The organism is Actinophytocola oryzae (assembly GCF_004364325.1).
Taxonomy (GTDB): Bacteria; Actinomycetota; Actinomycetes; order Mycobacteriales; family Pseudonocardiaceae; genus Actinophytocola; species Actinophytocola oryzae.
Genome location: NZ_SOCP01000004.1, coordinates 482,770 through 507,781, shown reverse-complemented (window position 1 = coordinate 507,781; position 25,012 = coordinate 482,770). Strand labels below are relative to the sequence as shown.

The 25,012-nt window shown below is 68.6% G+C and carries 25 protein-coding genes; 8 read left to right on the top strand and 17 right to left on the bottom strand.

Features of this window, described 5'->3' with window-relative positions:
- Positions 1-14 precede the first annotated feature (14 nt).
- Positions 15-893, bottom strand: a complete 879-nt coding sequence (locus CLV71_RS13325; protein ID WP_133903011.1) for a transporter substrate-binding domain-containing protein — start codon at positions 891-893, stop codon at positions 15-17.
- 4 nt (positions 894-897) lie between these two features.
- Positions 898-2,922, bottom strand: coding sequence for a protein meaA (locus CLV71_RS13320; protein WP_133903010.1), 2,025 nt, complete (start codon positions 2,920-2,922; stop codon positions 898-900).
- 135 nt (positions 2,923-3,057) lie between these two features.
- On the opposite strand from CLV71_RS13320, the gene CLV71_RS13315 reads away from it, so the two are divergent.
- Complete coding sequence (locus CLV71_RS13315; protein ID WP_243866413.1) at positions 3,058-3,348, top strand: hypothetical protein; 291 nt, start codon at positions 3,058-3,060, stop codon at positions 3,346-3,348.
- A gap of 30 nt (positions 3,349-3,378) precedes the next feature.
- On the opposite strand, the gene ggt is transcribed toward CLV71_RS13315, so the two are convergent.
- The 3 genes from ggt to CLV71_RS13300 all read right to left on the bottom strand — a co-directional run bounded on the left by ggt (position 3,379) and on the right by CLV71_RS13300 (position 7,203).
- Positions 3,379-5,199, bottom strand: coding sequence for a gamma-glutamyltransferase (gene ggt, locus CLV71_RS13310; RefSeq protein ID WP_133903009.1), 1,821 nt, complete (start codon positions 5,197-5,199; stop codon positions 3,379-3,381).
- 58 nt (positions 5,200-5,257) lie between these two features.
- Entirely contained in the window at positions 5,258-5,902 is a 645-nt protein-coding gene (locus CLV71_RS13305; protein WP_133903269.1) for a response regulator transcription factor, read from the bottom strand.
- A gap of 119 nt (positions 5,903-6,021) precedes the next feature.
- The gene (locus CLV71_RS13300; protein ID WP_133903008.1) at positions 6,022-7,203 is read right to left on the bottom strand and encodes a sensor histidine kinase; all 1,182 of its coding nucleotides are present in this window, start codon (positions 7,201-7,203) and stop codon (positions 6,022-6,024) included.
- 162 nt (positions 7,204-7,365) lie between these two features.
- On the opposite strand from CLV71_RS13300, the gene CLV71_RS13295 reads away from it, so the two are divergent.
- The gene (locus CLV71_RS13295) at positions 7,366-8,007 is read left to right on the top strand and encodes a DedA family protein (RefSeq protein ID WP_133903007.1); all 642 of its coding nucleotides are present in this window, start codon (positions 7,366-7,368) and stop codon (positions 8,005-8,007) included.
- Between the two features lie 51 nt (positions 8,008-8,058).
- Here the strand turns inward: CLV71_RS13295 and murA are convergent, their stop codons facing one another.
- The gene (murA, locus tag CLV71_RS13290) at positions 8,059-9,333 is read right to left on the bottom strand and encodes a UDP-N-acetylglucosamine 1-carboxyvinyltransferase (RefSeq protein ID WP_133903006.1); all 1,275 of its coding nucleotides are present in this window, start codon (positions 9,331-9,333) and stop codon (positions 8,059-8,061) included.
- A gap of 104 nt (positions 9,334-9,437) precedes the next feature.
- On the opposite strand from murA, the gene CLV71_RS13285 reads away from it, so the two are divergent.
- The 4 genes from CLV71_RS13285 (at position 9,438) to CLV71_RS13270 (ending at position 13,556) form a co-directional block, all read left to right on the top strand.
- The gene (locus tag CLV71_RS13285; protein WP_133903005.1) at positions 9,438-10,139 is read left to right on the top strand and encodes a hypothetical protein; all 702 of its coding nucleotides are present in this window, start codon (positions 9,438-9,440) and stop codon (positions 10,137-10,139) included.
- Positions 10,140-10,207: 68 nt separating this feature from the next.
- Positions 10,208-11,170, top strand: coding sequence for a zinc-binding dehydrogenase (locus tag CLV71_RS13280; protein ID WP_133903004.1), 963 nt, complete (start codon positions 10,208-10,210; stop codon positions 11,168-11,170).
- Complete coding sequence (locus CLV71_RS13275) at positions 11,167-12,285, top strand: LLM class flavin-dependent oxidoreductase (protein WP_133903003.1); 1,119 nt, start codon at positions 11,167-11,169, stop codon at positions 12,283-12,285. The genes CLV71_RS13280 and CLV71_RS13275 overlap by 4 nt, the downstream gene beginning before the upstream one ends.
- A 449-nt stretch (positions 12,286-12,734) precedes the next feature.
- Positions 12,735-13,556, top strand: coding sequence for a DUF1206 domain-containing protein (locus CLV71_RS13270; protein ID WP_166664073.1), 822 nt, complete (start codon positions 12,735-12,737; stop codon positions 13,554-13,556).
- On the opposite strand, the gene CLV71_RS13265 is transcribed toward CLV71_RS13270, so the two are convergent.
- Together CLV71_RS13265 and CLV71_RS13260 are read right to left on the bottom strand one after the other, a co-directional pair.
- On the bottom strand, positions 13,553-13,984 hold the full coding sequence (locus tag CLV71_RS13265; protein WP_133903002.1) for a DUF2550 domain-containing protein: 432 nt from the start codon (positions 13,982-13,984) through the stop codon (positions 13,553-13,555). The genes CLV71_RS13270 and CLV71_RS13265 overlap by 4 nt on opposite strands.
- 25 nt (positions 13,985-14,009) lie before the next feature.
- Positions 14,010-14,366: a F0F1 ATP synthase subunit epsilon gene (locus tag CLV71_RS13260; RefSeq protein WP_208297564.1), complete on the bottom strand. Its 357-nt coding sequence runs from the start codon at positions 14,364-14,366 to the stop codon at positions 14,010-14,012.
- A 124-nt stretch (positions 14,367-14,490) separates the two neighbouring features.
- Between CLV71_RS13260 and CLV71_RS13255 the strand changes: the two genes are divergently transcribed.
- Both CLV71_RS13255 and CLV71_RS13250 read left to right on the top strand, forming a co-directional pair.
- On the top strand, positions 14,491-15,009 hold the full coding sequence (locus tag CLV71_RS13255) for a SigE family RNA polymerase sigma factor (RefSeq protein ID WP_133903000.1): 519 nt from the start codon (positions 14,491-14,493) through the stop codon (positions 15,007-15,009).
- Positions 15,006-16,337: a hypothetical protein gene (locus CLV71_RS13250; RefSeq protein ID WP_133902999.1), complete on the top strand. Its 1,332-nt coding sequence runs from the start codon at positions 15,006-15,008 to the stop codon at positions 16,335-16,337. The genes CLV71_RS13255 and CLV71_RS13250 overlap by 4 nt, the downstream gene beginning before the upstream one ends.
- A 59-nt stretch (positions 16,338-16,396) precedes the next feature.
- Here CLV71_RS13250 and atpD read toward each other — a convergent pair whose 3' ends face one another.
- From atpD to CLV71_RS13205, 9 genes are all read right to left on the bottom strand, one after another.
- The gene (atpD, locus tag CLV71_RS13245; RefSeq protein ID WP_133902998.1) at positions 16,397-17,821 is read right to left on the bottom strand and encodes a F0F1 ATP synthase subunit beta; all 1,425 of its coding nucleotides are present in this window, start codon (positions 17,819-17,821) and stop codon (positions 16,397-16,399) included.
- Positions 17,821-18,777: a F0F1 ATP synthase subunit gamma gene (locus tag CLV71_RS13240; RefSeq protein ID WP_133902997.1), complete on the bottom strand. Its 957-nt coding sequence runs from the start codon at positions 18,775-18,777 to the stop codon at positions 17,821-17,823. The genes atpD and CLV71_RS13240 overlap by 1 nt, the downstream gene beginning before the upstream one ends.
- Before the next feature lie 11 nt (positions 18,778-18,788).
- Complete coding sequence (gene atpA, locus CLV71_RS13235; RefSeq protein ID WP_133902996.1) at positions 18,789-20,444, bottom strand: F0F1 ATP synthase subunit alpha; 1,656 nt, start codon at positions 20,442-20,444, stop codon at positions 18,789-18,791.
- A gap of 50 nt (positions 20,445-20,494) precedes the next feature.
- Complete coding sequence (locus CLV71_RS13230) at positions 20,495-21,343, bottom strand: F0F1 ATP synthase subunit delta (RefSeq protein ID WP_133902995.1); 849 nt, start codon at positions 21,341-21,343, stop codon at positions 20,495-20,497.
- 54 nt (positions 21,344-21,397) lie between these two features.
- On the bottom strand, positions 21,398-21,946 hold the full coding sequence (locus tag CLV71_RS13225; protein WP_133902994.1) for a F0F1 ATP synthase subunit B: 549 nt from the start codon (positions 21,944-21,946) through the stop codon (positions 21,398-21,400).
- Positions 21,947-21,977: 31 nt separating this feature from the next.
- Positions 21,978-22,223 (bottom strand): ATP synthase subunit c family protein, encoded by a 246-nt coding sequence (locus CLV71_RS13220; RefSeq protein ID WP_133902993.1) that lies wholly within the window; start codon positions 22,221-22,223, stop codon positions 21,978-21,980.
- Positions 22,224-22,300: 77 nt separating this feature from the next.
- Positions 22,301-23,083: a F0F1 ATP synthase subunit A gene (gene atpB / locus CLV71_RS13215; RefSeq protein WP_133902992.1), complete on the bottom strand. Its 783-nt coding sequence runs from the start codon at positions 23,081-23,083 to the stop codon at positions 22,301-22,303.
- Between the two features lie 245 nt (positions 23,084-23,328).
- Entirely contained in the window at positions 23,329-23,736 is a 408-nt protein-coding gene (locus CLV71_RS13210; RefSeq protein ID WP_243866412.1) for a Cg1360 family ATP-synthase-associated protein, read from the bottom strand.
- A 132-nt stretch (positions 23,737-23,868) separates the two neighbouring features.
- Complete coding sequence (locus CLV71_RS13205; protein ID WP_208297538.1) at positions 23,869-25,011, bottom strand: glycosyltransferase family 4 protein; 1,143 nt, start codon at positions 25,009-25,011, stop codon at positions 23,869-23,871.
- Position 25,012 lies beyond the last annotated feature (1 nt).

Here is a 25,012-nt window from a genome sequence, read left to right as displayed (position 1 = left end):
CCCGCACTCTACGGCTATCCGACACACGCCTTCTCCGCCGTCAGGTCGGCGGGCGGCGCGTTGTTCTCGGTGAAGTCGAACGGTGTGACCATCCGCAGCCACTCACCGGAGTCGTGGAGTTTCTTCAGTCCGTCGTTGAAGTCGTCGAGGAGCGTGGTGTTCTCCTGGAACGCGTAGGCACCGACGAAGGGCAGGCGCCCGTCCGGCATGAACGGGGCCGCCACCTCGAGGCCCTGTCCGATGGTCTTCACCATGTGCCGCAGGGTGATGTCGTCGAAGGCGAAGCAGTCGGCCTGTCCGTTCCTGACCGCCTGGAGGATCGCGTTCGGCTCGGGCATCTCGACGATGGCCTTGGCCCCGCCCCGCAGTGCGTCCGTCTTCTCCGGGGACCCGGCCACGACCGCGACCTTGGCGCCCTGGGCGGCGACGTCCGCGAAGGTCCTGAGCCCCTTGGGATTGCCCGCCGGTACGGCGAAGGCGGTGCCGGACACGAAGTCCGGCTCGGAGAACTTCAGCCCGTGGCAGGAGGCGGGCGTGAGCACGAGTCCACCCGCGATGTCGATCCTGCCGGCCGCCATCGCCGCGAGGACCATGTCCTGCTGGTTCAGCAGGAGGAACTTGACGGCGGGCACGCCCATGTCCGTGAGGATCTTCCGCGCCACGTCGGGGATCGGCCCCTTGAGCTGCGCGCCGGTCCCCTCGGTGTAGGGCTCGAAGGCGATGATGCCGATCGAGACGGTGTCGTGGGTCGGTGGCGGCGGGGTCTCGGTGATCCTGCGCAGGTCGTCCGGGTTCGGCTGGGCCTCGCCGCCGACTCTCGTCGTGCAGCCGCCCAGCACGGCGGCGCCGAGAAGTGTCGCGCTGGAAAGCAACTGGCGCCGCGACAAGCCCATGTGGTCACCCCGGTGTGCGGTTGATCCCGTTCGCCTCCCGGACCACGTCGACGATCTCGTTCATGATCTCGGTGAGCTCGTAGTCCTTCGGCGTGAACACCCTAGCCACACCGCGTCGCAGGAGGACCTGGGCGTCGGCCGGAGGCACGATTCCGCCCACGACGACCGGAATGTCCGCCGCCCCCGCCTCACGCAGACCGTCCACGACGTCCGGCACGACCGCGAGGTGTGAACCGGACAGGATGGACAGACCGACGACGTGCACACCCTCCTGGACGGCGGCGGCCACGATCTCGGCCGGGGTGAGCCGGATTCCCTGGTAGACCACCTCGAAGCCGACGTCCCGCGCCCGCACGGCGATCTGCTCCGCGCCGTTGGAATGCCCGTCCAGCCCGGGTTTGCCGACCAGCATGCGCAGTCGGCCGCCGAGTGCCTCGCCGGTCTCGCTGACACGGTCCCGCACGGCGGTGAGACCGGCCTTGACCTCACCGGCCGCGGAGGCACCGGAAACCCCTGTGGGAGCACGGTATTCACCGAACACGGACCGCAGCGCGCCCGCCCACTCGCCGGTGGTGACGCCGGCCCGCGCGCACTCGATGGTGGCCTCCATCAGGTTCGCGTCAGTGCGGGCCGCGGCGGTGAGGACGTCCAGCGCCTTGTCCACTTCGGACTGCTTGCGTCGGCCGCGCCAGTGCCTGATCGCGTCGACGGCCTCCTGCTCGACCTCGGCCTTGATCGTCTCGATGGCGCCCTCACCCTCGAGCGGGCTGGGTTCGGTGGTGTCGAAGCGGTTCACGCCGACCACGACCTCCTCGCCCGCCTCGATGCGCCTGCGCCGCTCGGCGAGGGAGGCGACGAGCTGGGTCTTCATGTACCCGCTCTCGACGGCCGCGACCGCACCGCCCATCTCCTGGACCCGCGCGATCTCCTCCTTGGCGCCCCTGACCAGTTCGTCCACCTTGGACTCGATCACGGTGGAGCCCGCGAAGATGTCCTCGTACTCCAACAGGTCCGTCTCGTAGGCGAGTACCTGCTGCATGCGCAGAGCCCACTGCTGGTCCCACGGCCTTGGCAGCCCGAGCGCCTCGTTCCACGCGGGCAGCTGGAGGGCTCTGGCGCGAGCGTCCCGCGAGAGCGTGACGGCGAGCATCTCGAGGACGATGCGCTGGACGTTGTTCTCGGGTTGCGCCTCGGTGAGCCCGAGCGAGTTGACCTGGACGCCGTACCGGAACCGCCGGTGCCTGGGGTTCTGCACGCCGTACCGTTCGAGCGTGACCTCGTCCCAGAGCCTGGCGAAGGCCCGCATCTTGCACATCTCCTCGACGAACCGCACCCCGGCGTTGACGAAGAAGGAGATGCGAGCGACGACCTCCCCCATCTTGTCCTGGGGTACCTGCCCGGAGTCCCGCACGGCGTCGAGCACGGCGATGGCCGTGCACATGGCGTAGGCAACCTCCTGGACGGGCGTGGCGCCGGCCTCCTGGAGGTGGTAGCTGCAGATGTTGGTGGGGTTCCACCTGGGCACGTTGGAGACGGTCCAGGCGACCATGTCGGTGATGAGCCGCAGGCTGGGGCCGGGCGGGAAGACGTAGGTCCCCCGGGAGAGGTACTCCTTGATGATGTCGTTCTGGGTGGTCCCGGCGAGCTTGCCGACGACCTCGTGCCAGTCGGCGCCCTGTTCCTCGGCCTGTTCCTTGGCGAGCTCCACGTAGAGGGCGAACAGCCACATGGCGGTGGCGTTGATGGTCATCGAGGTGTTGGCGCCGGCGAGGGGGATCCCGTCGAAGAGCTGGCGCATGTCGCCGATGTGGCTGACGGGCACGCCGACCTTGCCCACCTCACCGCGGGCGAGGTCGTCGTCGGGGTCGTACCCGGTCTGGGTGGGGAGGTCGAAGGCGACGGAGAGCCCGGTCTGCCCCTTGTCGATGTTGCGCCGGTACAGCCGGTTGGAGGCGGCGGCCGACGAGTGCCCGGCGTAGGTCCGCATGACCCACGGCCGGTCCCGCTCGTCATCGGTCGGGTACGGCATCGGACCACCTCCGTCGACACGGTTCCCCAGAGCGTACTGGCCAGTAACCTCCCCGGCAGCGCGTATGTGGTGAATGCCGCAACCGGGAAGAGTCATCCTCTGGCCGCGCGGGGTCACCGGAGCGACAATGAGGAGGTGTCCGTGCTGTGGATCCCGCTGATAGGCCTCAGCGTGATGGCGCTGCTGGCAGGCGTGCTGCGGTGGGCGTCGAGCCTGGACACGGACAGGGCCCACCGCAAGGACTACGGCCTGCTGCGGGAGGTGGCGAAGGTCCCGTCGACCACGGCGGCCAGGGTCGTGGAGGAACGCCTGCACGAGGCAGGCGTCCGGGCCACGACGGTCCCCGACCCCGAGGGCAACGGCCTGCGCATCCTGGTCTTCCCGGCGGACCGGGATGCGGCGATCCGCGCTCTGCTGGCGGACTGACGCACCCCGGCCGCTGCCGGGACGGAACGACTACCGAGAACGAACGACGGCCGCGGCACTGCCACCGCGCCGCACGGGCTCACCGGCGGCGATGACCTTCCCGCGCCCGACGAACTCGATCCCGGACGCGACCCCGATGTCGGGGCTGATCTTGATGTTCGGGTCCAACGCGCTGGTGTCCCGAACGGCGAGCTGGTGGTGCAGTGCCAGCAACCCGGCACTGACCGGCGACTGGAGGAACGCGGGCTCCACCTGGGTGACGGCGGCGTTGCGCTGCGACGCACGGGGCGCCGCGATCGCGTCCTCCAACGACATGCCGAGGTCGATGCGGTTCATCAGGATCTGCAGCACGGTCGTGATGATCGTGGCGCCACCCGGCGACCCGACGGCCAGGAACGGCTTCCCGTGCTGGAGCACGATGGTCGGCGACATGCTCGACCGCGGCCGCTTGCCGGGCGCGGGCAGGTTGGGGTCGGGGGCCGACCCCTGCGTCGGCGTGAAGTTGAAGTCGGTCAGCTCGTTGTTGAGCAGGAACCCGCGCCCGGGCACGACGATCCCGCTGCCGCCGAGCTGCTCGATCGTGTTCGTGTACGAGACGACGTTGCCCCACTGGTCGCTGACGACGAAGTGGTTGGTGTGGTCGCCGTCGTTGCCACCGGGCGTGGCCTGCCCCGGCGGCGTGCAGTGCGCCGACCCGTTGATGTCCCCGGGCGCCACGACTCCCGCGGGCGCGGCGGTCGTCGGGTCGATCTGACACGCCCGCTGCTTGGCGAACCGGTCGGACAGCAACGCCTGCTGCGGAACGTCCACGTAGTCCGAGTCGCCGATGTAGCGCCCGCGGTCGGCGAACGCGAGGCGGCTGGCCTCGAGGTAGTGGTGCAGCGCCTGCACCTCGTCCATGTCGGACAGCCGGTACCGCTCGAGGATGTTCAGCGCCTCGCCGACGGTGATCCCGCCACTCGACGACGGCGCCATCCCGTACACGTCGTACCCGCGGTAGTTGACGTGCGTCGGCCTGCGGTCGATAGCCCGGTACGCCTTGAGGTCGCCGACGGTCATCAACCCGGACAGCGGGTCGATCGTCGCGCCCGGCGCGAGCGGCGGCTCCTTCACGGTCGAGACGACGTCCCGCCCGATGTCGCCGCCGTAGAACGCCCGGATCCCCTCACGGGAGATCTGCCGGTAGGTGTCGGCGAGGTCGGGGTTGCGCAGCGTGGAGCCGACGACCGGCAGCTGCCCACCGGGCAGGAACAGGTCGGCGGTGGCCCCGAACTGGGCGAACCGCCCCTGGTTCTGCCGGGTCTGCTCCCGGAACGTCGCGTCGACGGTGAACCCGCGGTCGGCGACCGCGATGGCCGGCTTCAGGTTGTCGCGGAGCGAGAAGCGCCCCCACCGGTCGAGTGCCCGCTGCCACGTGGCGAGCATCCCGGGCACGCCGACGCTGAGCCCGCTCGTGACCGCGGTCGGGAAGGCGTAGGCCTGCCCGGTGGCGGGGTCGACGAACATCGTCTCGGTGGCGGCACGGGGCGTGGTCTCCCGCCCGTCGATGGTGGAGACCTGATGGGTACGCGCGTCGTAGTAGACGAAGTACCCACCCCCGCCGAGCCCGGCGACGTACGGGTCGGTGACCCCGAGGGTCGAGGCCACGGCGACGGCGGCGTCCGCGGCGGTACCACCACGACGCAGCACGTCGATCCCGGCCTGCGTCGACTCGGGGGTGTCGGACACGACGGCCCCGCCGTACCCCGTGGCGACGGGCACCTTCGCTGGAGCGGCCCCGGCCACCGGAGCGGTGGTGAGACCGACGGCGAGCAGGACACCGAGAGCAGGGACGAGGTGGCGGGTGCGCATGCCAGCTCCTTTCAGAGGGCCGTCATGTTCATACCGGTAGGCGCTGACAAACACAACGTCACGAGCTCAGGTACCGCAGCACCGCGAGCACGCGCCGGCTGTAGGCCGCGTCATGCGGGATCTCCAGCTTGTCGAAGATCGAGTTGACGTTCTTCTCCACCGCCGAGAGCGAGACGTGCAGCTCCCTGGCGATGCTGGGGTTGGTGTGCCCCTCAGCCATCTTGTCGAGTACCTCACGCTCCCGCACGGTGAGCCGAGTGAGCGGATCCGTGTGCGAGGTCCGCAGGACCAGTTGCCGGACGACCTCCTGGTCGAAGGCAGCCCCGCCCTCTCCTACCCGAACGAGCGCGTCGAGAAACTCCCCGACCTGCGCGACCCGGTCCTTCAGCAGGTAGCCGACCCGCTCCCCCTCCCCTTCAAGCAGCCGCGAGGCATACCGCTTCTCGATGTACTGGGACAACACCAGGACCCCCACGGAGGGCCACTGCTCCCGAATGGCGATCGCGGCTCGCAGCCCCTCGTCCGTATGCGTCGGCGGCATCCGCACGTCGGTCACCACGACATCGGGCATCTCCCGACGAGTGAACGCCAGAAGCGACTCCGCGTTCCCCACAGCCGCGACAACCTCATGCCCCTCCTCCGTAAGCAACCGCACCAGGCCTTCCCGCAGAAGCGTCGAGTCCTCCGCGAGGATCACCCGCACAAATCTCACCTCCTGTCCTCACTGCGCCTGTCCTCACAGCGCCTGTCTCCACGCGCTTGTCCTCACTGCGTCACCTGCCACCCGCCACACGATCCCCCGCCACCCCGGGCCAGCACTGATCACGAAGGAGCCAACACCCGCTCCGGCAACCGAGCCGTCACCACCGTCGGCCCACCAACTGGACTGACCACCCGGAACGCCCCGTCAGCAGCCGCCACCCGAGACGCCAGCCCCGACAACCCCGACCCGGTCACATCGGCGCCGCCACATCCGTCATCACGAACAGTCACCACCACCTCTCCATGCTCCCGGTCGACCACGATCTCGATCCCCGCCGCCCGCCCATGCTTGAGCGCGTTGGTAACCGCCTCCGAAGCAACGAAGTACACAACGGTCTCCGTCGCCAGATCCGGCCGTGCGTCAAGCTCGTACCGCAGCCAGACCGGCACACTCGCCCGATCCGCCACTCCTTCCAACGCGGCGTGCAACCCGTCCTTGTCGAGCGCCGTCGGGTAGACCCGCCAGGTAACCTCCCGCAGGTCGTTCAAGGCCTGCTGCGACTCCTCGTGCGCCTGCCGTAACAACCTCGTCGCGTGTTCCGGCTCGTTCGTCCGCAAGGCCCGACCAAGCAGCATCCCCAACGCGACCAGCCGCTGCTGCACCCCGTCGTGCAGGTCGCGCTCGATGCGCCGGCGCTCGCCGTTGACCGCCTCGACCACGGCCGCACGGGTGTCCGACAGCTCCGCGACCCTGCGCCGCAACAGCTCGGCCTCGGACGGCCCGAGATACTGGTTGGCGACAGTGCGTTCGAGCACCGCGACGCCGATCAGCCCCCATACCGCCACGAACATCAGGACTAGCGCGATCGCGCCGACAGCGACGACCTCGTACCACTCGCTACCGAGGTGGCGCCCGTCCCCCGAGCCACCACCGATCGGCTCGCCGCGCAGCACCTGCCACAACACGATGGCAGCGGACGTGCCGCCCAGGATGATCAGGCCCAGGATCGCCGTGGCAACGCTGCCGAGGACGAACCGGCGGACCACGTAGGAGTGCGTGCGCCGCCAGTCCGGCACGACATATAAGTGGTCGTCGTAGTTCAGGAACGTGACCAGTCGCCAGCGGTGGCAGGCGACGACCACCCTGCCGAAGGCGTCGATGTGGGGCCGGGCGGCCGGGATGGCGTGCACGGGCGTCAGGAGCCCGAAGAAGACGAACTCCATCACCAGCATCACGCTGCCCAGCACGTGACTCACCGTGCCGAGTGCGGCGCGGCGGACGAGGCGCGAGTTCGATGACATACGGCCAGATTAGTGATGGTCAGCGCCCGGCGGACTGCGGTGTACCGCAGTTTCGCCCTGCGGTACACCGCAGTCTTTTTGTACGGTTTACCTCATTACGCCCGAACTCTTGGTTGCATAGCGTAGCGATCAACGACACAAAGGCCCGAAGGGAGCAGTTCGATGATCGTGGCGGCTGAACAGCCAGGAGGTCTCGCCGGTCTGGCGGTCGACCTCATGGACCACCTGGGTGGTCCGGGCGCGGCCCTGCTGGTGGGGCTCGACAACATCTTCCCGCCCGTACCGAGCGAGCTGGTGCTGCCGCTTGCCGGCTTCGCGGCGAGCCAGGGCACCATGAGCCTGTTCATGGCGCTGTTCTGGACGACGCTCGGCTCGGTCGTCGGCGCGCTGCTGACGTACTGGATAGGCGCGCTGCTCGGCCGGGACCGGGTCCGCGCACTGATCATCCGCGTGCCGCTGATGAAGGAGTCCGACTTCGTCCGTACGGAACACTGGTTCCTCAGGCACGGCACGAAGGCGGTGTTCTTCGGCAGGATGATCCCGCTGTTCCGCAGCCTTATCTCGTTACCCGCAGGTGTGGAACGCATGGCCATGTGGCAGTTCGTGTCACTGACCACGCTCGGGAGCCTGATCTGGAACAGCGTGTTCGTGGTCGCCGGCTACCTGCTGGGCGCAAACTGGCAGGTCGTCGCCGAGTACGCGGGCATCCTCCAGAACGTCGTGATCGGCCTGGTGATCGTCGCCATCGCCGTGTTCGTCGTCGTACGGCTACGCGAACGGAAGAGGAGTGGTGCCAGTCGATGACAACGGCGCAGGGTCGCGGTGGACTCCCAGCCCGACGCGACCTCGGCGGACTCAGTTGCGTTCCGGCTCACCGGCCACTCGGCGGACGTCGGCACCCAGCTTGACCAGGTTCTCGACCAGACCCGGGTAGCCGCGGTCGATGTGGAACACGTCCCAGACCTCGGTCACGCCTTCGGCACACAGGCCGGCAAGGACCAGACCGACGCCGGCACGGATGTCCGAGGCCCAGACCGGGGCGCTGGACAGGCGTTCCACGCCGCGGACGACCGCGTGGTGGCCGTCGGTGCGGGCGTCCGCGCCAAGGCGGACCATCTCCTCGATGAAGCGGAACCTGGCCTCGAACAAATTCTCGGTGATCATCGAGGTGCCGTCGGCGATCGAGGTCAGGGCGATGGCGAACGGCTGGAGGTCGGTGGCGAAGCCCGGGTAGGGCAACGTCACGAAGTCGACGGCCTTCGGGCGGTCGTGCTGAACGACGCGGAAGGCCTGGTCGTCGAGGATGGTGACCTCGGCACCGGCTGTGCGGAGCTTCTCCAGCACCAGGTCCAGGTGATGGGGGTCGACGCCCCGGACGGTGACGTCTCCTCGGACCATCGCGGCGGCGAAGGCCCAGGTGGCGCCGACGATGCGGTCGCCGATCACGCGGTGTTCGGTCGGCTGGAGGGCCTCCACGCCGTGGACGGTCAGGGTCGAGGTGCCCGCACCTTCGATCTTGCCGCCCATCTGCTGGAGCATCGTGCAGAGGTCGACGATCTCGGGCTCGCGTGCCGCGTTGTCGATCACCGTGGTGCCGTTCGCGAGTACGGCGGCCATCAGGATGTTCTCGGTGGCGCCGACGCTCGGGAAGTCCAGCCAGACCTGGGCGCCGTGGAGGCCTTCGGCCTCGGCGACGACACAGCCGTGCTCGATCTCGCTGTGCGCGCCGAGCTGACGGAGCCCGTTCTGGTGCATGTCGAGTGGCCTCGAACCGATCGCGTCGCCACCCGGGAGCGCCACGACGGCACGCTTGCAGCGGCCGACCAGCGGGCCGAGCACACAGACGGACGCGCGGAGCTTGCCCATGGCGGGCGAGTCGGCGCGGTGGTTGAGATCAGCGGGGGTGGTGATGGAGACGGTGTCGGCCTCGATGGTGACCGTGCAGCCGAGGCTGCGCAGCACCTCGGCCATCAGAGGCACGTCCAGGATCTGCGGGCAGTTCGTGAGAGTCGTCGTGCCCTCGGCCAGCAGGGCGGCCGCCATCAGCTTCAGCACGCTGTTCTTGGCGCCGACCACGTCGACCTCACCGGTCAGCCGCGCGCCGCCGTGTACCTGGAAGTGCTCTGTCACGAGCGACCACTATGCCCGAGCCCTGCGGGCCCACGCGCGCCACCCGGCTGTCGGCACGGTCCGCTACCCTGCCGCCACTCGGTTCTCTAGCGAGGGGTCGCCCGTTGAAGGTCCTGTCCCGCTTGGCGAGCCCTGCCGGGTTCGTGCTGGTGCTGCTGCTGTTCTTCCTCCTTCCGTTCGTCTCGGTGTCGTGTGATGTGCCGGGTTACGGCGAGGCCGGTGCGAACTACACGGGCAGTCACCTCGTGAGCGGGGCCGATCCGGAGGTGCCTGCCGAGCTGCGTGAGTTCGCCGAGGACCCGGAGACCCCCGCCGAGCTGGTCGACCCCCCGGACGCGGGAGTCGGGGTGCTCGCCGTGGTCCTGGCCGTGTTCGCGGCGGCCGGGGCGCTGACCGTCCTGCTTCCCCGCCTGAAGACGCGCCTGCTGGGCAGTGCCGCGGTGGCTACGGCGACGCTGGTCGTGACCGTGATCACCATGGTGGTCGCGCAGTCGCACCTGACGTCGGCGCTGATCGACGGGGTGCGGCGATCCGGGCTCGCGGAGCAGCAGGACAGCCTGCAGCAGATCGAGTCCGCCGCCGACCGGCTGACGCACACCGCACTCGGGTTCTGGCTCATGGTGATCCTGCTCGCGCTGATCGCGGTGGTGACCGGCACGCTCGGACTGTTCGGCGAACGACTGCACGCGGCCCGGGCCGAGGCGGCCTCCAGCGGCGACCGGAGAGGCAGTGGCCTCGGTGGCCTCGGCGGGCTGTCGTTCGGTGACGACGCGCACGAACGGAGTCAGGCTCCACCCCACGAGTGACCAGCTCCTTGACCTCCACAATGGTGGAGGTTGCACGCTGAGGGTCCTTACCACTCAGGAGGACCTTGATGCGTGCGGTGTGGTTGCGCGAGTTCGGCGGCCCGGAGGTGCTGACCATCGGCGAGGCGCCGGAACCGGTCGCCGGGACCGGTCAGCTCGTGGTGGACGTCGAGTTCGTCAACATCACGTTCGTCGAGACGCAGTTCCGCGAAACGGGCTCCGGCCCCTTCGGGGCGAACGCAACGCTGCCGATGATCCCGGGCAACGGGGTCGGCGGGATCGTGGCGTCGGTCGGCACGGGCGTCACGCCGGACCTGGTGGGCACCCGGGTGATCACGAGCACGGGCGGCTCGGGTGCGTACGCGGAGCGGGTCGCGGTGGACGCGAACGCGGTGTTCCAGGTCCCGAGCGAGGTCGCGATGGACTCGGCGGTCGCGCTCCTGGCCGACGGCCGAACTGCCACCATGATGGTCCGGGCAGCGGCGATCAAGCCAGGCGACCGGGTGCTCGTGGAAGCGGCGGCCGGCGGGGTGGGCAGCCTGATCGTCCAGCTGGCGAAGGCAGCGGGCGCACGCGTGGTCGCGGCGGCCGGCGGCGCACGCAAGGTCGCGATCGCGACGGAGCTGGGCGCCGACGTCGCGGTCGACTACACAGACGACGGCTGGCCAAAGCACGTGCGCGACGCCGTGGGTGCCGTCGACGTGGTGTTCGACGGTGTCGGCGGCGCAATCGCAGGGACCGCGTTCGAGCTGCTGGACAGGGGCGGCCGGATGGTGAGCTTCGGGCTGGCCAGCGGCAGCTGGTCACCAATCGGCGAGGACGAGGCGACGACACAGGACGTCACACTGGTCCGACCAACGGCGACGCCCGCAGAACTGCGGACATACACGGAAAACGCGCTGGCCGAAGCGGCGGCGGGTCGCCTGAGGCCGACGATCGGGCAACGGTTCCCGCTGGCCGACGCCGCAGCGGCACACGCGGCGATCCAGTCGCGGTCGACCGTGGGCAAGACGCTGCTGGTGACGCGGTGAACGTCGGCATCACACTGCCGGGCAGCGGGAACCCGGGCGACTTCGCCAGGCATGCGGAGGAGGTGGGGCTGGAGTCGGTGTGGACTGGTGACCACCTGATCTCGGTCGCACCCAAGCTGGACAGCACACTGCTGCTGGCGCAGGCAGCCGCGACCACAAGCAGGCTGCGGCTCGGCTTCGGGGTGATGATCCTGGCGCTGCGGCCGGTGGCATGGGCGGCCAAACAGATCGCGACGCTGCAGCTCCTCTCCGGCGGCCGCATGCTCCTCGGCGTCGGCACCGGCGGCACCATCCATGGCGACGCCGCATGGCGCGCGACAGGTCTGCCGTACAAGGACCGGATGGCACAGACCTACGCCGCCCTGGAGGTGCTACCGGACCTGGTGGCAGGCCGGACGGCCGTGGTGGATGGCGAAAACGTGACGCTGGCCCCGGGCGCGGCGATGCCGCCAGTACTGATCGGAGGCGGGTTGCCGGCAATGCGCCGAGCCGCGCGGCACGGATACGGGTGGTACCCGGCCTTCCTGCCGCCGGCCATCCTTGCGGAGGCGATCGGCGAGTTCGCGGAGCAGGCGGAACTGGCGTTGCAAGCGGAACCGGCGGGACTGGCAGAGCACGCAGCACCGGCAGAGTGGGTGGAGCACGCAGGACCAGCACAACACGCAGGACCGGCACGACACGCGGAACTGGCACAGCACGTGGGATCGGCGGAACACGCGGTTCTGGGAAGGCATGCAGGACCGGCGCGACACGCGGACCTGGCACAACACGCAGGACCGGCGGGGCGGGCAGGACTAGCGAGGTGGATACCTGCGGTGACGGCTCAGGTGGCGATGGCGCTCGGGGACCTGCCGATCGGGCTTGTCGACGACCACGTGCGGGAGCTGACGCGCTACGGGATGAGTGAGGACTACGCACGGCAGGGCCTACTCCGGGGTGGGCCGGAACAGGCGGCGGAACACCTGGCGGCGCTATCCGCGGCCGGGGTGGAGCGAGTGGTCGGTCTGCCGATCGCGGGGGATGGATACAGGCAAGCAGAGTTTCTTGCGGAGGCCGCCCGCCTGGCCGGTCAGGGCGGGGCCTCGGGTACGACCAGGCTTGGAGGCCCCCTATAACGGGCAAGGTGAGCCCGGCACCTCTCGACACCGCTCCACAAATCGCCACGCTCCGCGTGACCCGCCCCCACGCTGCGGGACCGACGCGTTGAGTCCAGCGCGCCGGAACCCCCACCACCGAGCCGAGCCGAGCCGAGCCGAGCCGAGCCGAGCCGAGCCGAGCCGAGCCGAGCCGAGGAAAGTGTCCAGTACCGGCAAGGTTGCTTGCTACGGCTGTCACGGTTTGTGGTCGGTGGTGGGGTGTGGGGGTCCGGCGCGGTCGCGGTCGGTCCCGACCGACGTTCTCAGCTTCGTTCTCGGTCTCGCTGGTGCCGTCGGCGGTTATGCGTTGGTCGCTGGTCGTGGGGCGGGCGGCGTGGGTCCGACACCTCCGCAGCCTCCGCGTCACCGGTTGCAGGTTAGGCCGAACGGCGTGTTCGAGACGGTGCTGGATGGGGTATCAGCCCTGCATGGTTGCCTTATCTGCTCAGCGTGCCAAGAACAGTCGTCTCGTGCAGGGACTTGGTCGGGCCGGGATGGTCTGCTATGGACTCATCCACCTCATCCTGGGTTACCTCGCCGTGCGTGTCGCGTTCGGGGACTCCGGGCAGCGGGCCGACCAGAACGGTGCCATCCAGGAGGTCGGGGCCACCACGTTCGGCTCCATCGTGCTCTGGGTGCTGACCATCGGACTCGTCGCCTACGGGCTCTGGCAGCTCATGATGGCCGCCATCAGCTACCACTGGGTGACCAAGCACGGCAAACGTGTCCGCAAGAGGATCGGGGCCGCCTTCCGTGGCGTCATCGGGATCTCGCTCGGCCTGTACGCCGGGAAGCTTGTCACCGGGGCCGGTAGCAGCGGGCAGTCCGGGAGCAACCAGAAGCAGCAGGAGTGGACCGCGAAGCTCCTCGCCCTGCCGGCTGGCCAGGTGCTGGTCGCAATCGTGGCTGCTGTCGTGATCGGGGTGGCTGTTGCCGAGATCGTCAAGGGGGTCAAGAAGTCGTTCGTCAAGGACCTTGACATGGACGACCTGCCGAACGGCACCCAGCAGTGGGTCAGGCGGCTTGGTGTGGCCGGCTACATCGCCAAGGGGGTCGTCCTCGGGATCGTTGGCGTCCTGCTGGGGTTTGCGGCCTTCGACTCGAAGCCCCAGGAGGCCGGGGGGCTCGACCGGGCACTCAAGACGCTTGCGGCTCAGCCGTTCGGGACAGTCGCGCTCGTGATCGTCGCCCTGGGGCTTGCCGCGTTCGGTGTGTACTGCTTCGCGGCCGCTCGGGCGCACAAGTCCTAGGACGCCCACGGGAGTCGGCCCGGTGGGGCCGACTCCAACCATGACAGGAAGCCCGTCAACGCGTCCGGGCCCATCGCGATCTCGATCTCGGTGGCACCCGTCTCGCGGAAGCGCAGGACCCGCGAGGCGGGCGGCATGCTGTACAGCTCGCCGCCCGACGGGTCTCTGCGGTCGGCTATCTCCAGGGCACTTCGGCTGACGATCCGGTCCGGGCCCGGCCGCAGGCTGAGCACACGGAACCAGACGAACTCGTCGCCCTGATAGCGGCCAACACCCAGGTGCCAGCCCTTGCCGGAGTCGTCCAGCCTGGTGCGTAGTGCCGCGTGTACACCACCTGAGCGGAGCGCTCGCAGCCTTCTTACCGCGAACCACACCAGGACCGCTGCCACCAGCAGGAGGACCGCTCCGACCACCACTGTGATGTCCACGGCCCGCCCCTGCCCCGCCCGGCCGTCAGTCCCGCTGGCCCGCGGCGCGAAGTCGACTCTGTGCTCTGACCCGCGTCTCCTCGTCGTCCGAGTCGAGGTCGGACCTGGCGGACTCCACGTCGATCTCGCCGGCCAGGTCGGCTGACTCGGCGAGGATGCTCACCGACTCGCCGGTCACGGAGAGGAACCCACCCTGGACCGCGGCGGTGATCGTCTCGCCGTCGGTCGTGCGTACCTTGACCACGCCACCCTCGACGAGCTGACCCAACACGGGCTCGTGACCGGGCAGGATGCCGATCTCGCCTTCGGTGGTCTGCGCCGAGACGAACGTGCCGGTACCCGACCACAGGCGTCGTTCCACGGCGACCAGCTGGACGGACATCTCGGCCACGCGGTACCTCCCTTGTCTGGGGTTTCATCGGAAGTCTAATTGGTGTGGTTTCAACCTCCCCAGGCAGGCCGGTGTCTGAATGGGTGAGACGAGTCACCAACCGACTGGGGTACCCATGAACGAAGCCGACTTCACGGACTTCGTCGCCCATCGCGCCCCCGCACTGCTCCGCACGGCCTTCCTTCTGTGCGGCGGCGACCGGGGTGCGGCGGAAGACCTACTACAAGAAGTGCTCGAACGCGTCTACCCGCGCTGGCGCCGCATCAAGGACAGGCCCGAGCCGTACGTACGGGCCGCGCTCGCGAACGCGGCGGCCAACCGGTGGCGGGCCCGCTCACGACGGGTGAGCGAGGTTCCGCTCGACCAGGCGAGGGACACCACCCGATCTGGTCACGAACACCAGGTCGTCGTACACGACGAGGTAGTGCGTGCCCTGGGAGAGCTACCGCCACGCATGCGGGCGGTCCTCGTGCTGCGCTTCTTCGACGACATGTCCGAGGCCGACGTCGCGAAGGCGCTCCGCTGCAGCATCGGCACCGTCAAGAGCCAGACGTCCCGTGGCCTCGCCCGCCTGCGCGAACTCCTCGGCGACGCCGAGGCACCCGCCCTAGTCCCCGAGGAGACCACGCCGTGAACACGACCGAACTGGGGCAGCTGCTGCGCGGCGCCACGGACGGGCTGGAGCCGCCGCGGGGCTTCGCCCACCAGGTGCTGGCAGGCGGTCGCCGGCGCAGGCTGCGGCGCAGGCTGACCGTGGCCGCGAGCGCCGTGGCGGTGCTTGCGGTGGCCGCGGCCGGCACGGTCGTGGCGCTCGACCGCGAGCACGCGCCGGACGCGGCCCAACAGCTGCTGAACACGCCGACGAAAGGCGAGCTGGCCGGTGACCGCGCGTTCCAGGCCGAGGTGATCAGGGCCTGGGAGGAAGGGCTGACCATCGCGCCGGAGGCGAGCTACCGGTACTACGACGACCTGCGCGGCGAGCCGCACATCCTCTGGGCGGGCAACACTCCGGCCGGACGTGCGGCGGTCGTCGTACAGCAGACCTACGTCCACAGGGACTACTGGGTGCACTTCGATGGTCTGGGCATGGCCAAGGGCCTGATCGCGGTCGACCCGGCGGACGGCCGGCTCAAGCTGGTCGGCACCCTGCCCGTCGACTCGACGCCGGGGTCGGCCAACTACTTCATGTTCGGCCGGGACGACGAGACGATGCTGATCGTCGACGAGGGCAAACCGCTCTACTACTCCACCAAACCACGGGACGCGTCCAGCGACCTCGAGTCGTATCGGCCCGAGTGGCGCCGAATCCAGGCGTCACACGGCGTGGCCCTGGTGTCCATCCCGGGAGACCTCGATCCCGGACCGGCGGGGATAACCCGGCGCCTCGTCTACCAGGGCGACCACCCACCGGACGTCGTCGGGATGGACACGCGTTCGTTCGAGACCGCCGACGCGGCGAGCATCCACCTCGACCACCTGCTCCTCGATCCGGACGACCGCCTCCCAATTCCCAACTTCTTCGGGTGGCGGGACAAGTGGACCCTCGGCACGCCGATCTCCGGGGTGGACACCGCCGACCTGGAGCGCAGCGCCCGCCCCAAGAGCGCGTGGCAGATCATCGTCTGGCGCCCTGACCGCGTGTTCCTGGTGCGCGAGGTCATGAACGTCGACGACAGGAACCTGTCCGGTTCGACGGGGTCCGTGCTGACCGTCGGCGCCAGCGGGATCGGGCAGGACGACCCGCGCGGCGGCGACATCGACGTCGGCAAGATCGACCACGACGCCGTGCTGCCGGTCAGGTACCGCCTCCCCGACGGCGGCGGCTGGGTCGTCGCCAGGAAGGGACAACCCCTGAGCTACCGGACTCAGGGCGGACAGTGGCACGACGCGGGCAGGGACGCCGCACTGCTGCCCGATGACGCCGTCGAGGTGAAGGTCGGCGAGGATGTCGTCACCCTGTAGTGAGAACGCCGAACGCCGCGCTCCCGGGGAAGGAGCGCGGCGTTCGCGTGTGAGAGCACCTACTTGTTGGTGATCTCCTTGTACTTCTTCTCCAGGTCCTCCAGGCCACCGATGCCCAGGAACGCCTGCTCCGGGTAGTGGTCGAAGTCGCCCTTGGTGATCTTGTCGAAGGCCTCGACGGTCTCGTCGCGCGGCACCGTCGAGCCCGGCTGGCCGGTGAACTGCTCGGCGACCAGCATGTTCTGCGACAGGTAACGCTCGATGCGACGTGCCCGGTTCACCGTGAGCTTGTCCTCCTCGGACAGCTCGTCCATACCGAGGATGGCGATGATGTCCTGCAGCTCCTTGTACTTCTGCAGGATCCGGATGACCTCGGACGCGACCGCGTAGTGCGTGTCGCCCACGATGGCCGGGTCGAGAATGGTCGACGTCGACGCCAGCGGGTCCACCGCCGGGAAGATGCCCTTCTGGAACACCGAACGGGAAAGCTCGGTGGTGGCGTCCAGGTGGGCGAACGTCGTGGCCGGGGCGGGGTCGGTGTAGTCGTCCGCGGGCACGTAGATCGCCTGCATCGAGGTGATCGAACGGCCCTTGGTCGAGGTGATCCGCTCCTGCAGCTCGCCCATCTCGTCGGCCAGCGTCGGCTGGTAACCCACGGCGGAGGGCATGCGACCCAGCAGGGTCGACACCTCGGAGCCCGCCTGGGTGAACCGGAAGATGTTGTCGATGAACAGCAGCACGTCCTGGTTCTGGACGTCGCGGAAGTACTCCGCCATGGTCAGCGCCGACAGCGCGACCCGCATACGAGTGCCGGGCGGCTCGTCCATCTGGCCGAACACGAGCGCGGTGTCGTTGATGACGCCGTCCTCGCTCATCTCCAGGAAGAGGTCCGTGCCCTCACGGGTGCGCTCGCCGACGCCGGCGAACACCGAGGTGCCACCGAAGTTGCGGGCCACACGGGTGATCATCTCCTTGATGAGCACCGTCTTGCCGACGCCGGCACCGCCGAACAGGCCGATCTTGCCGCCGGTCACGTACGGGGTCAGCAGGTCGATGACCTTGAGGCCCGTCTCCAGCATCTGGGTACGACCCTCGAGCTGGTCGAACGCCGGGGGCTTGCGGTGGATCTCCCAGCGGTCGAGGTCCGCGCCGTAGCCCGGCTCGTCGAGGCACTCGCCCAGGGCGTTGTAGACGTGGCCCTTGACCTTCTCGCCCACCGGCACGGAGATCGCGGCGCCGGTGTCGAGCACCTCGGCGCCCCGGACCAGGCCGTCCTGCGGCTGCAGGGAGATGGTGCGGACGATGTTGTCACCGAGGTGCTGGGCGACCTCGAGGGTCACCGTCTTCTTCAGCTCCTCGAACGTGATCTCGGTCTTCAGCGCGTTGAACAGCTCGGGCACCGCGTCGCGGGGGAACTCGACGTCGACCACAGGACCGGTCACCCGCACGATGCGGCCCTTGGCGGCGTTCTCGGTTGTCGTCATCAGTCTTCACTTCCTACCCCGGCCAGTGCGTTGGCACCGCCGACGATTTCGCTGATCTCCTGGGTGATCTGGGCCTGACGCGCCTGGTTGGCGAGCCGCGTGTACGTCTTCACCAGGTCACTCGCGTTGTCCGACGCCGACTTCATGGCGTTGCGCTGGGCAGCCAGCTGCGACGCGGCCGACTCGAGCAGGGCGGCGTAGATCCTGGTGTTGATGTACTTCGGCAGCAGCGCCTCCAGCAGCACGTCGGCACTCGGTTCGAACGAGTACGCCGACGGTATGACGTCGCTCTTCGGCTTCTCCTCGGCCTCCTCGGCCTCGGTGTACTCGACCTCCAGCGGCGCGACGCGCTTGGCGACCGGCACCTGCGACAGCATCGAGCGGAACTCCGTGTACACGATGTGCAGCTCGTCGACACCGAGGATGCCGTCGGCACCCGGCTCGTCACCGTCGTCGTCCGCGCCCGAGTTGAACGCCTCGACCAGCGTCCTGCCGGCCTCCTGCGCGTTCTCGTAGCGCGGGACCTGGGTGAACCCGGTCCAGCTCTCCGTCACCTTGCGGTCGCGGAAGCGGTAGTAGCCGACGCCCTTGCTGCCCATGACGTACAGCACCGGCGTCTTGCCCTGCTCACGCAGCAGCGACTGGAGCTCCTCCGCGGCACGCAGCACGTTGGCGTTGTAGGCACCGCAGAGGCCCTTGTCGCTGGTCACGACCAGGACGCCGACCCGCTTGGGGTTCGGCCGCTCCGACAGCAGCGGCACGTCCAGCGTCGTCGCGGCGCCTGCCAGCGCGGAGAGCACCTTGGTGATCTCCTGCGAGTACGGCCGGGCCGCGTCCACCCGTGCCTGCGCCTTGCTGATGCGTGACGTGGCGATGAGCTCCATCGCCTTGGTGATCTTGCCGATGGACTTGGTCGCCCGGATCTTGGACCGAAGCTCGCGAAGTTGTGCGGCCATCTACGTCCCCGTCAGCTCTTCTGCGTCGAGGCGGCCGGGGCGGGGCGGTTGACCTTCACGGTCTCCTGCCCGACCTCGTCCGCGGACATGGCCTCCGCCTCGGACTCCAGGAGCGGCTTGCCCTCGGAGGTGGTGAAGCCCTTCTTGAACTCGTTCACCGCGCCCGTCACGCGCTCCGCGAGCTCGTCGGTCCACTGACCGCTGTCCCGGATCTCGGCGAGGATGCCCTCGTTCTTGTGGCGCAGGTTCTCGAGGAACTCCCGGTTGAACCGGGCCACGTCCTCGATCGGCACGTCGTCGAACAGGCCGTTGGTGCCCGCGTACACGATGATGACCTGCTGCTCGACCGGGACCGGCGAGTACTGCGGCTGCTTGAGCAGCTCGTACAGGCGGGCACCACGGTCCAGCTGGGCACGCGAGGTCGGGTCGAGGTCGGACGCGAACGCCGCGAACGACTTCAGCTCCTCGTACTGCGACAGGTCGATGCGCAGCGAGCCCGAGACCTTGCGCATGGCCCTGACCTGCGCGGAGCCACCGACGCGGGACACCGAGGTGGTCACGTCGACCGCGGGGCGCTGACCCGAGTTGAACAGGTCGGACTGGAAGAAGCACTGCCCGTCGGTGATCGAGATGACGTTCGTCGGGATGTACGCCGAGATGTCGTTGGCCTTGGTCTCGATGACCGGGAGGCCCGTCAGCGAACCGGCGCCCAGCTCGTCGTTCAGCTTCGCGCAACGCTCGAGCAGGCGCGAGTGCAAGTAGAAGACGTCGCCGGGGAACGCCTCGCGGCCCGGCGGGCGACGCAGCAGCAGCGAGATCGCGCGGTACGCCTCGGCCTGCTTGGTCAGGTCGTCGAACACGATCAGGACGTGCTTGCCCTGGTACATCCAGTGCTGGCCCAGCGCAGAACCCGTGTAGGGGGCGAGCCACTTGAAGCCGGCGGAGTCGGAGGCGGGAGCGGCGACGATCGTCGTGTACTCCAGCGCGCCGCGCTCCTCGAGCGCCTGGCGCACCGCGGCGATCGTGGAGCCCTTCTGGCCGACCGCGACGTAGATGCAGCGCACCTGCTTCTGCGGGTCGCCGGACTCCCAGTTCGCCCGCTGGTTGAGGATCGTGTCGACACAGACGGCGGTCTTGCCGGTCTTGCGGTCGCCGATGATCAGCTGGCGCTGGCCGCGGCCGATCGGGGTCATCGCGTCGATCGCGGTGATGCCCGTCTGCAGCGGCTCGCTCACCGGCTGGCGCTGGACCACGGTCGCGGCCTGCAGCTCCAGTGCGCGGGTCTGGTCGGCCTCGATCTCGCCGAGGCCGTCAATGGGCTGGCCAAGGGGGTTGACCACGCGGCCGAGGAACGCGTCCCCGACCGGGACCGAGAGGATCCGGCCGGTCCGCTTGACCTCCTGGCCCTCCTCGATGTCCTCGTAGCTACCCAGGATCACCACGCCGATCTCGCGCGGTTCCAGGTTCTGGGCGACCCCGAGGATCCCGCCAGGGAACTCCAGCAGCTCGTTGGCCATGGTCGAGGGCAGTCCCTCGACGCGCGCCACGCCGTCACCGGTGTCGACGACGAGGCCGACCTCCTCCCGGTTGACGTCAGGCGAGTAACTGGACACGTAGTTGTCGATCGCACTGCGAATCTCGTCCGACGAGATCGTCAGCTCCGCCATGTCGTTTCCCGCTCCTACCGTCTCAAGTCTTTCTCGAAGTTCCGTGGGTGCTAGCCCGCGAGACGCCTGCGCAGCTCGTCGAGCCGCCCGGTCACGCTGCCGTCGATGACCTCGTCGCCCACCTTGACCACGAGACCGCCCTTGATCTCCGGGTCGACCTCGACGTGCAGCGCGATGGGTCGCGAGTAGACGCGCGTGAGCGTGTCGACAAGCCGCTGCTCCTGCTGCTCGGTGAGCGGGACCGGTGCGATGACGTAGGCCACCGACCGCTCACGCCGCCTGGCCGCCTCCGAGGCGAGCTCGCCGAGCCCGGTGACGAGCGACCGGCCGCGCGGCGTGGTCACCAGCTGCGTGACCAGTGCGACGGAGACGGCGTCCGCCCTGTCGCCGAGCAGCTCGGCGACCAGGCCACGCTTGGCTTCGGCGGGTGCCGTCCGGTTGGCCAGCGCCCGTTCCAGCTCGCCGTCGGCGGCGACGATCCGGCCGAACCGGAACAGGTCGTCCTCCACCGTGTCCAGCCGGCCCTCCCGCTCCGCGTGCACGAGCAGCGAGGTGCGGCCGAGCTCGTCGAGCCCGTCGACCAGCTCACGCGGCGTGGACCACCGGCTGGTGACGACCGTGGCGAGCACCTTCCGCGTCGGGTCGCCGACCTTGCCGGAGAGCAGGCGGTCGAGCAGCTCCTCGCGGCGCGTCGGCTCCGCGGACGAGTCCCCGAACGCGCGCCGCAGGCCCGGTTCGCCGTCGAGCATGCGCACGACGGCGAACAGCTCGTCGCCCACCTGCTCGGCCGAGACGGTGGGCTTGCGCCGCGTCGTCCGGCCTGCGGCGCCCAGCACCTCGAGCAGCTTCTGCTCTGCCGCGGCGAGAGCGTCACGGCTGGCGGCGTGGAACAGCGTCATCTACTCAGTCCTTTGTCGCAACGTTGGTCGCTTCGCAAGCTGCGCTCCGCAGGCCTAGTTCCGCGCCGAGACGGAGTCGAGCTCGTCGAGGAACCGGTCGACGGTGCCCCGGCGGCGGGCCTCCTCCTCGAGGGACTCACCGACGACCCGACCCGCCAGTTCGACCGCGGTGCGGCCGAGGTCGGCTCGCAGCTCCGCGATGATCTGGGCGCGCTGGGCCTCCAGCTGCGCACGTCCCTGAGCCACGATACGTCCGGCTTCCTCCTGTGCCTGGGCACGGAGCTCGGCCTTGATCTGCTCGGCCTCGAGCCGGGCGTCGTCGCGGATGCGCGCGGACTCGGCACGGGCCTCGGCGAGCTGGGCCTGGTAGGTCTGCAGGGCCTTCTCGGCCGCGGCCTGCGTCTCCTCGGCCTTCTTGATGCCGCCCTCGATCTTCTCGGTGCGTTCCTTGTAGAGCGCCTCGAACCGGGGGAACGCGTACTTCTGCAGCACCCACAGCAGCAGCAGGAACGCGATGAGACCGAGGATGATCTCCGATGGGTGCGGGATGATCGGGTTCGGCGGCGCCTCTTCGGCCGCCAGCACGATCGCGGTTTTCATCATGGTGTCTCCCGGAGCGAAGGAAGCCGCTTGCTCAGGCGGAGGCGATGAAGAAGAGCACCAGGCCGATCAGTGCGAGCACCTCGACCAGCACGAACGTCTGCCACGCGATGGCCATGAGCTTGCTCTGGGCCTCCGGCTGACGGGCGGTGCCGTTGATGACGGCGGCGAAGATCAGGCCAACGCCCACACCCGGGCCGATGGCACCAAGACCGTAACCGATGAGCGAAAGGCCCTGGTTCAGGTTGACGGCGTCCTGGGCAATCTGAATTGCGCTCACTTGCTCTTGTTTCCTTCCAACTCGGTCCACGAAGGTTCTCGTGGATCGGGTGCATGCCTTATCGGGTTATCTGAAACTCAGTGTTCGTCGTTGATCGCGGCCGCGATGTAGTTCGCCGCGAGCAACGCGAAGATGTACGCCTGGAGAACCTGGATCAACGCCTCGACGAAGGTCATCGCGATGGCGAAGAGCCACGAGACGAGCGAAACAGGCTTCAGCGGCACGCTTGCTTCGAGCAACAGGTATTCGCCGGCGAGGGTGAACACGATCAGGATCAGGTGGCCCGCGAACATCGCGGCGAAGACCCGGATCGCGTGCGTGAGCGGGTTCATGAAGAACTTCACGAACGCCTCGACCGGCACCAGCAGCACGAGCACCGGTTTCGGCACGCCAGGCGGCACGAGCTGGTGCTTGATGTGACCGAAGAACCCGAACTTGCGGATCCCGAGGTAGTGCCACAGTGGATAGACGATCAGGACTGACAGCGCCGCCGGGAACCCGATGTGGGCCATCGTCGGGAACTGGATGATCGGGATGAGACCGAAGATGTTGTTCACCAGGACAAAGGTGAACAAAGAGACAATCAACGGCACAAAGGGCGTGAACTCCTTGGAACCGATCAGGTCACGCGCGATGTTGTTGCGCCCGAAGTCGTAGACCGACTCGGCGACGAACGTGAACTTGGTCGGGACTATGGAGAGTCGCCGCGACGCCATGAGGAAGAACACGGCGATGATGACAACGGAGAGCACCACAAGCAGCATCGGCTTGGTAATGCCCAGAAAAAGGGGACCGAGATCGAAGTCACGCGCGGTCGGCGGAACGAACTCGCCACCTTCGGCTAGCCACAGCGCCCGCAACTGGGCTCCTTCCGGTTCTCCCGGACCGGCAGACGTGCCGCCGGGGGAATCGTCACTAACAGGACTTAACGTACCTCAGCAACTCTGGGCACCTAGCATCGGCACCCCCTGCTCCCGGAAGGGGTGCCCCAGAGCTATGTGAAGCACTATGCGCGCACCATATCAGCCGCTCTCGGGCAAGAAGGACGCGCGTACTACTTGGAGGTGGCCTGCACAGTCGCCACGCATCGCGATCTTAGCAAGATCTACTGGTCATCGGCATTGATGATCAAGGTCGGTAGCTTTGTGCGACGGAAGGCCACGGTGTCCATGGCCGCCCAGACGACCACCACCGCCAGCATGCTGTAGGCCAGTGACCGGACGTGCAGCCACGAGATCTCGCGCAGCACCATCAGCACCAGCAGCAACACGATCATCTTGCCGACGAAACCACCGAGTGCGCCCGCCATCACCATCATCGGGTTCATCGCGGCCGTCCTGCGCATCAGCCACCACGTGGCCAGCGACGACGCGACCGCGACCGCGACGCCGACCAGCGCGGCGACCCCACCACGTGCGCCGTTGAGCACACTGCACAACACGATCGCCACCACCGCCGTGGCCACCGCGGGCCACAGCGCGTAGCGGAGCATCGCGTCCGCCAGCCGCGTCACGGCCTCACCGTGGGTACGCGGCAGATCCGTCTTTATGCCGAGGTCTTCCGCCGTCGGCTCCGTCTTCTCAGAAATATGTTCACTCCGCAAGCTTCGTTCGATAACGATGTTCACTACGCAAGCTTCGTTCAGTCATCTCGCCCTGAGTCTAGGTACCACCGAGACGACCAGTGCGATCAGGAGGCCGATCCCGATCCCCCACCCCACGGCGAACGCGTCGAACAGGCTCAGCGCGACCGTGCCGAACGCCAGCACCGACGCCCAGAGGTAGATCAGCAGCACGGCCCGTCGCTGCGAGTGGCCGATTTCCAACAGGCGGTGATGCAGGTGCATCTTGTCCGCGTGGAAGGGCGACAAACCCTTGCGTGTACGCCTGACCACCGCCATCAGCAGGTCGAGGACCGGCACGAACAGCACCGCCGCGACCACGAGCAGTGGCGAGAGCAGCGCGATCGTCTCCGCGCCGTCCGGCTGCACCTTGCCGGACGCCGAGGTGCTCGCCGCCGCCATCATCAGGCCGATCAGCATGGAGCCGGAGTCACCCATGAAGATCTTCGCGGGTTGGAAGTTGTGCGGCAGGAAGCCGAGACACGCGCCCGCGAGCGTCGCCGCGATCAGCGCGGGCGGGTAGTAGGTGACGTCACCGCCGGACTCGTCGAGCAGGTGGAGCGAGAACGCGCACGTCGCGACCGCCGAGATGAGACCGACGCCCGACGCGAGCCCGTCGAGCCCGTCGACGAAGTTCATCGCGTTGACCATGGTCACCACGAGGAACACCGTCAGCAGCGCGCCCTGGTTCTGGTCGAGGATCAGCAGCGAGCCGCCGGGGCCGTCCCCGCCCCACGGCACCCACAGGATGATCCACTGCAGGCCGAGCAGCACGAGAATGCCCGCGCACGTCGTCTGACCGGCGAACTTGGTGAGCGAGTCCAGCTCGTAGCGGTCGTCGAGCATGCCGATGACCATGATCAGGCCGCCGCCGAGCAGGATCGCGACCGGGTCGAGCGAGTAGTCGAACGCGCGGCGCAGCACCGGCAGCTGGTGGGCGAGCAGCATGCCGCCGCACACGCCGACGTACATGGCCAGGCCACCCATGCGCGGGATGGGGACCGTGTGGACGTCGCGCTGTCTGGGGTGCGCGACCGCGCCCCACCGGATGGCGAGGCGCCGCACGAGGCCGGTGCCGAGGAAGGTCAGTACGGCCGTGGTCAGGCCGACCAGCAGGTACTCGCGGATCGGGAGTCCCGCGGGCTGGAAGTTCTGTGCCAGGTCCACG

Coding starts and splice junctions, on each gene's coding strand:
- CLV71_RS13325 (WP_133903011.1), bottom strand. CDS start 893: ATGGGCTTGTCGCGGCGCCAGTTGCTTTCCAGCGCGACACTTCTCGGC.
- CLV71_RS13320 (WP_133903010.1), bottom strand. CDS start 2,922: ATGCCGTACCCGACCGATGACGAGCGGGACCGGCCGTGGGTCATGCGG.
- ggt (WP_133903009.1), bottom strand. CDS start 5,199: ATGCGCACCCGCCACCTCGTCCCTGCTCTCGGTGTCCTGCTCGCCGTC.
- CLV71_RS13300 (WP_133903008.1), bottom strand. CDS start 7,203: ATGTCATCGAACTCGCGCCTCGTCCGCCGCGCCGCACTCGGCACGGTG.
- CLV71_RS13295 (WP_133903007.1), top strand. CDS start 7,366: ATGATCGTGGCGGCTGAACAGCCAGGAGGTCTCGCCGGTCTGGCGGTC.
- CLV71_RS13280 (WP_133903004.1), top strand. CDS start 10,208: ATGCGTGCGGTGTGGTTGCGCGAGTTCGGCGGCCCGGAGGTGCTGACC.
- CLV71_RS13270 (WP_166664073.1), top strand. CDS start 12,735: ATGGTTGCCTTATCTGCTCAGCGTGCCAAGAACAGTCGTCTCGTGCAG.
- CLV71_RS13260 (WP_208297564.1), bottom strand. CDS start 14,366: ATGTCCGTCCAGCTGGTCGCCGTGGAACGACGCCTGTGGTCGGGTACC.
- CLV71_RS13255 (WP_133903000.1), top strand. CDS start 14,491: ATGAACGAAGCCGACTTCACGGACTTCGTCGCCCATCGCGCCCCCGCA.
- atpD (WP_133902998.1), bottom strand. CDS start 17,821: ATGACGACAACCGAGAACGCCGCCAAGGGCCGCATCGTGCGGGTGACC.
- CLV71_RS13240 (WP_133902997.1), bottom strand. CDS start 18,777: ATGGCCGCACAACTTCGCGAGCTTCGGTCCAAGATCCGGGCGACCAAG.
- atpA (WP_133902996.1), bottom strand. CDS start 20,444: ATGGCGGAGCTGACGATCTCGTCGGACGAGATTCGCAGTGCGATCGAC.
- CLV71_RS13230 (WP_133902995.1), bottom strand. CDS start 21,343: ATGACGCTGTTCCACGCCGCCAGCCGTGACGCTCTCGCCGCGGCAGAG.
- CLV71_RS13225 (WP_133902994.1), bottom strand. CDS start 21,946: ATGATGAAAACCGCGATCGTGCTGGCGGCCGAAGAGGCGCCGCCGAAC.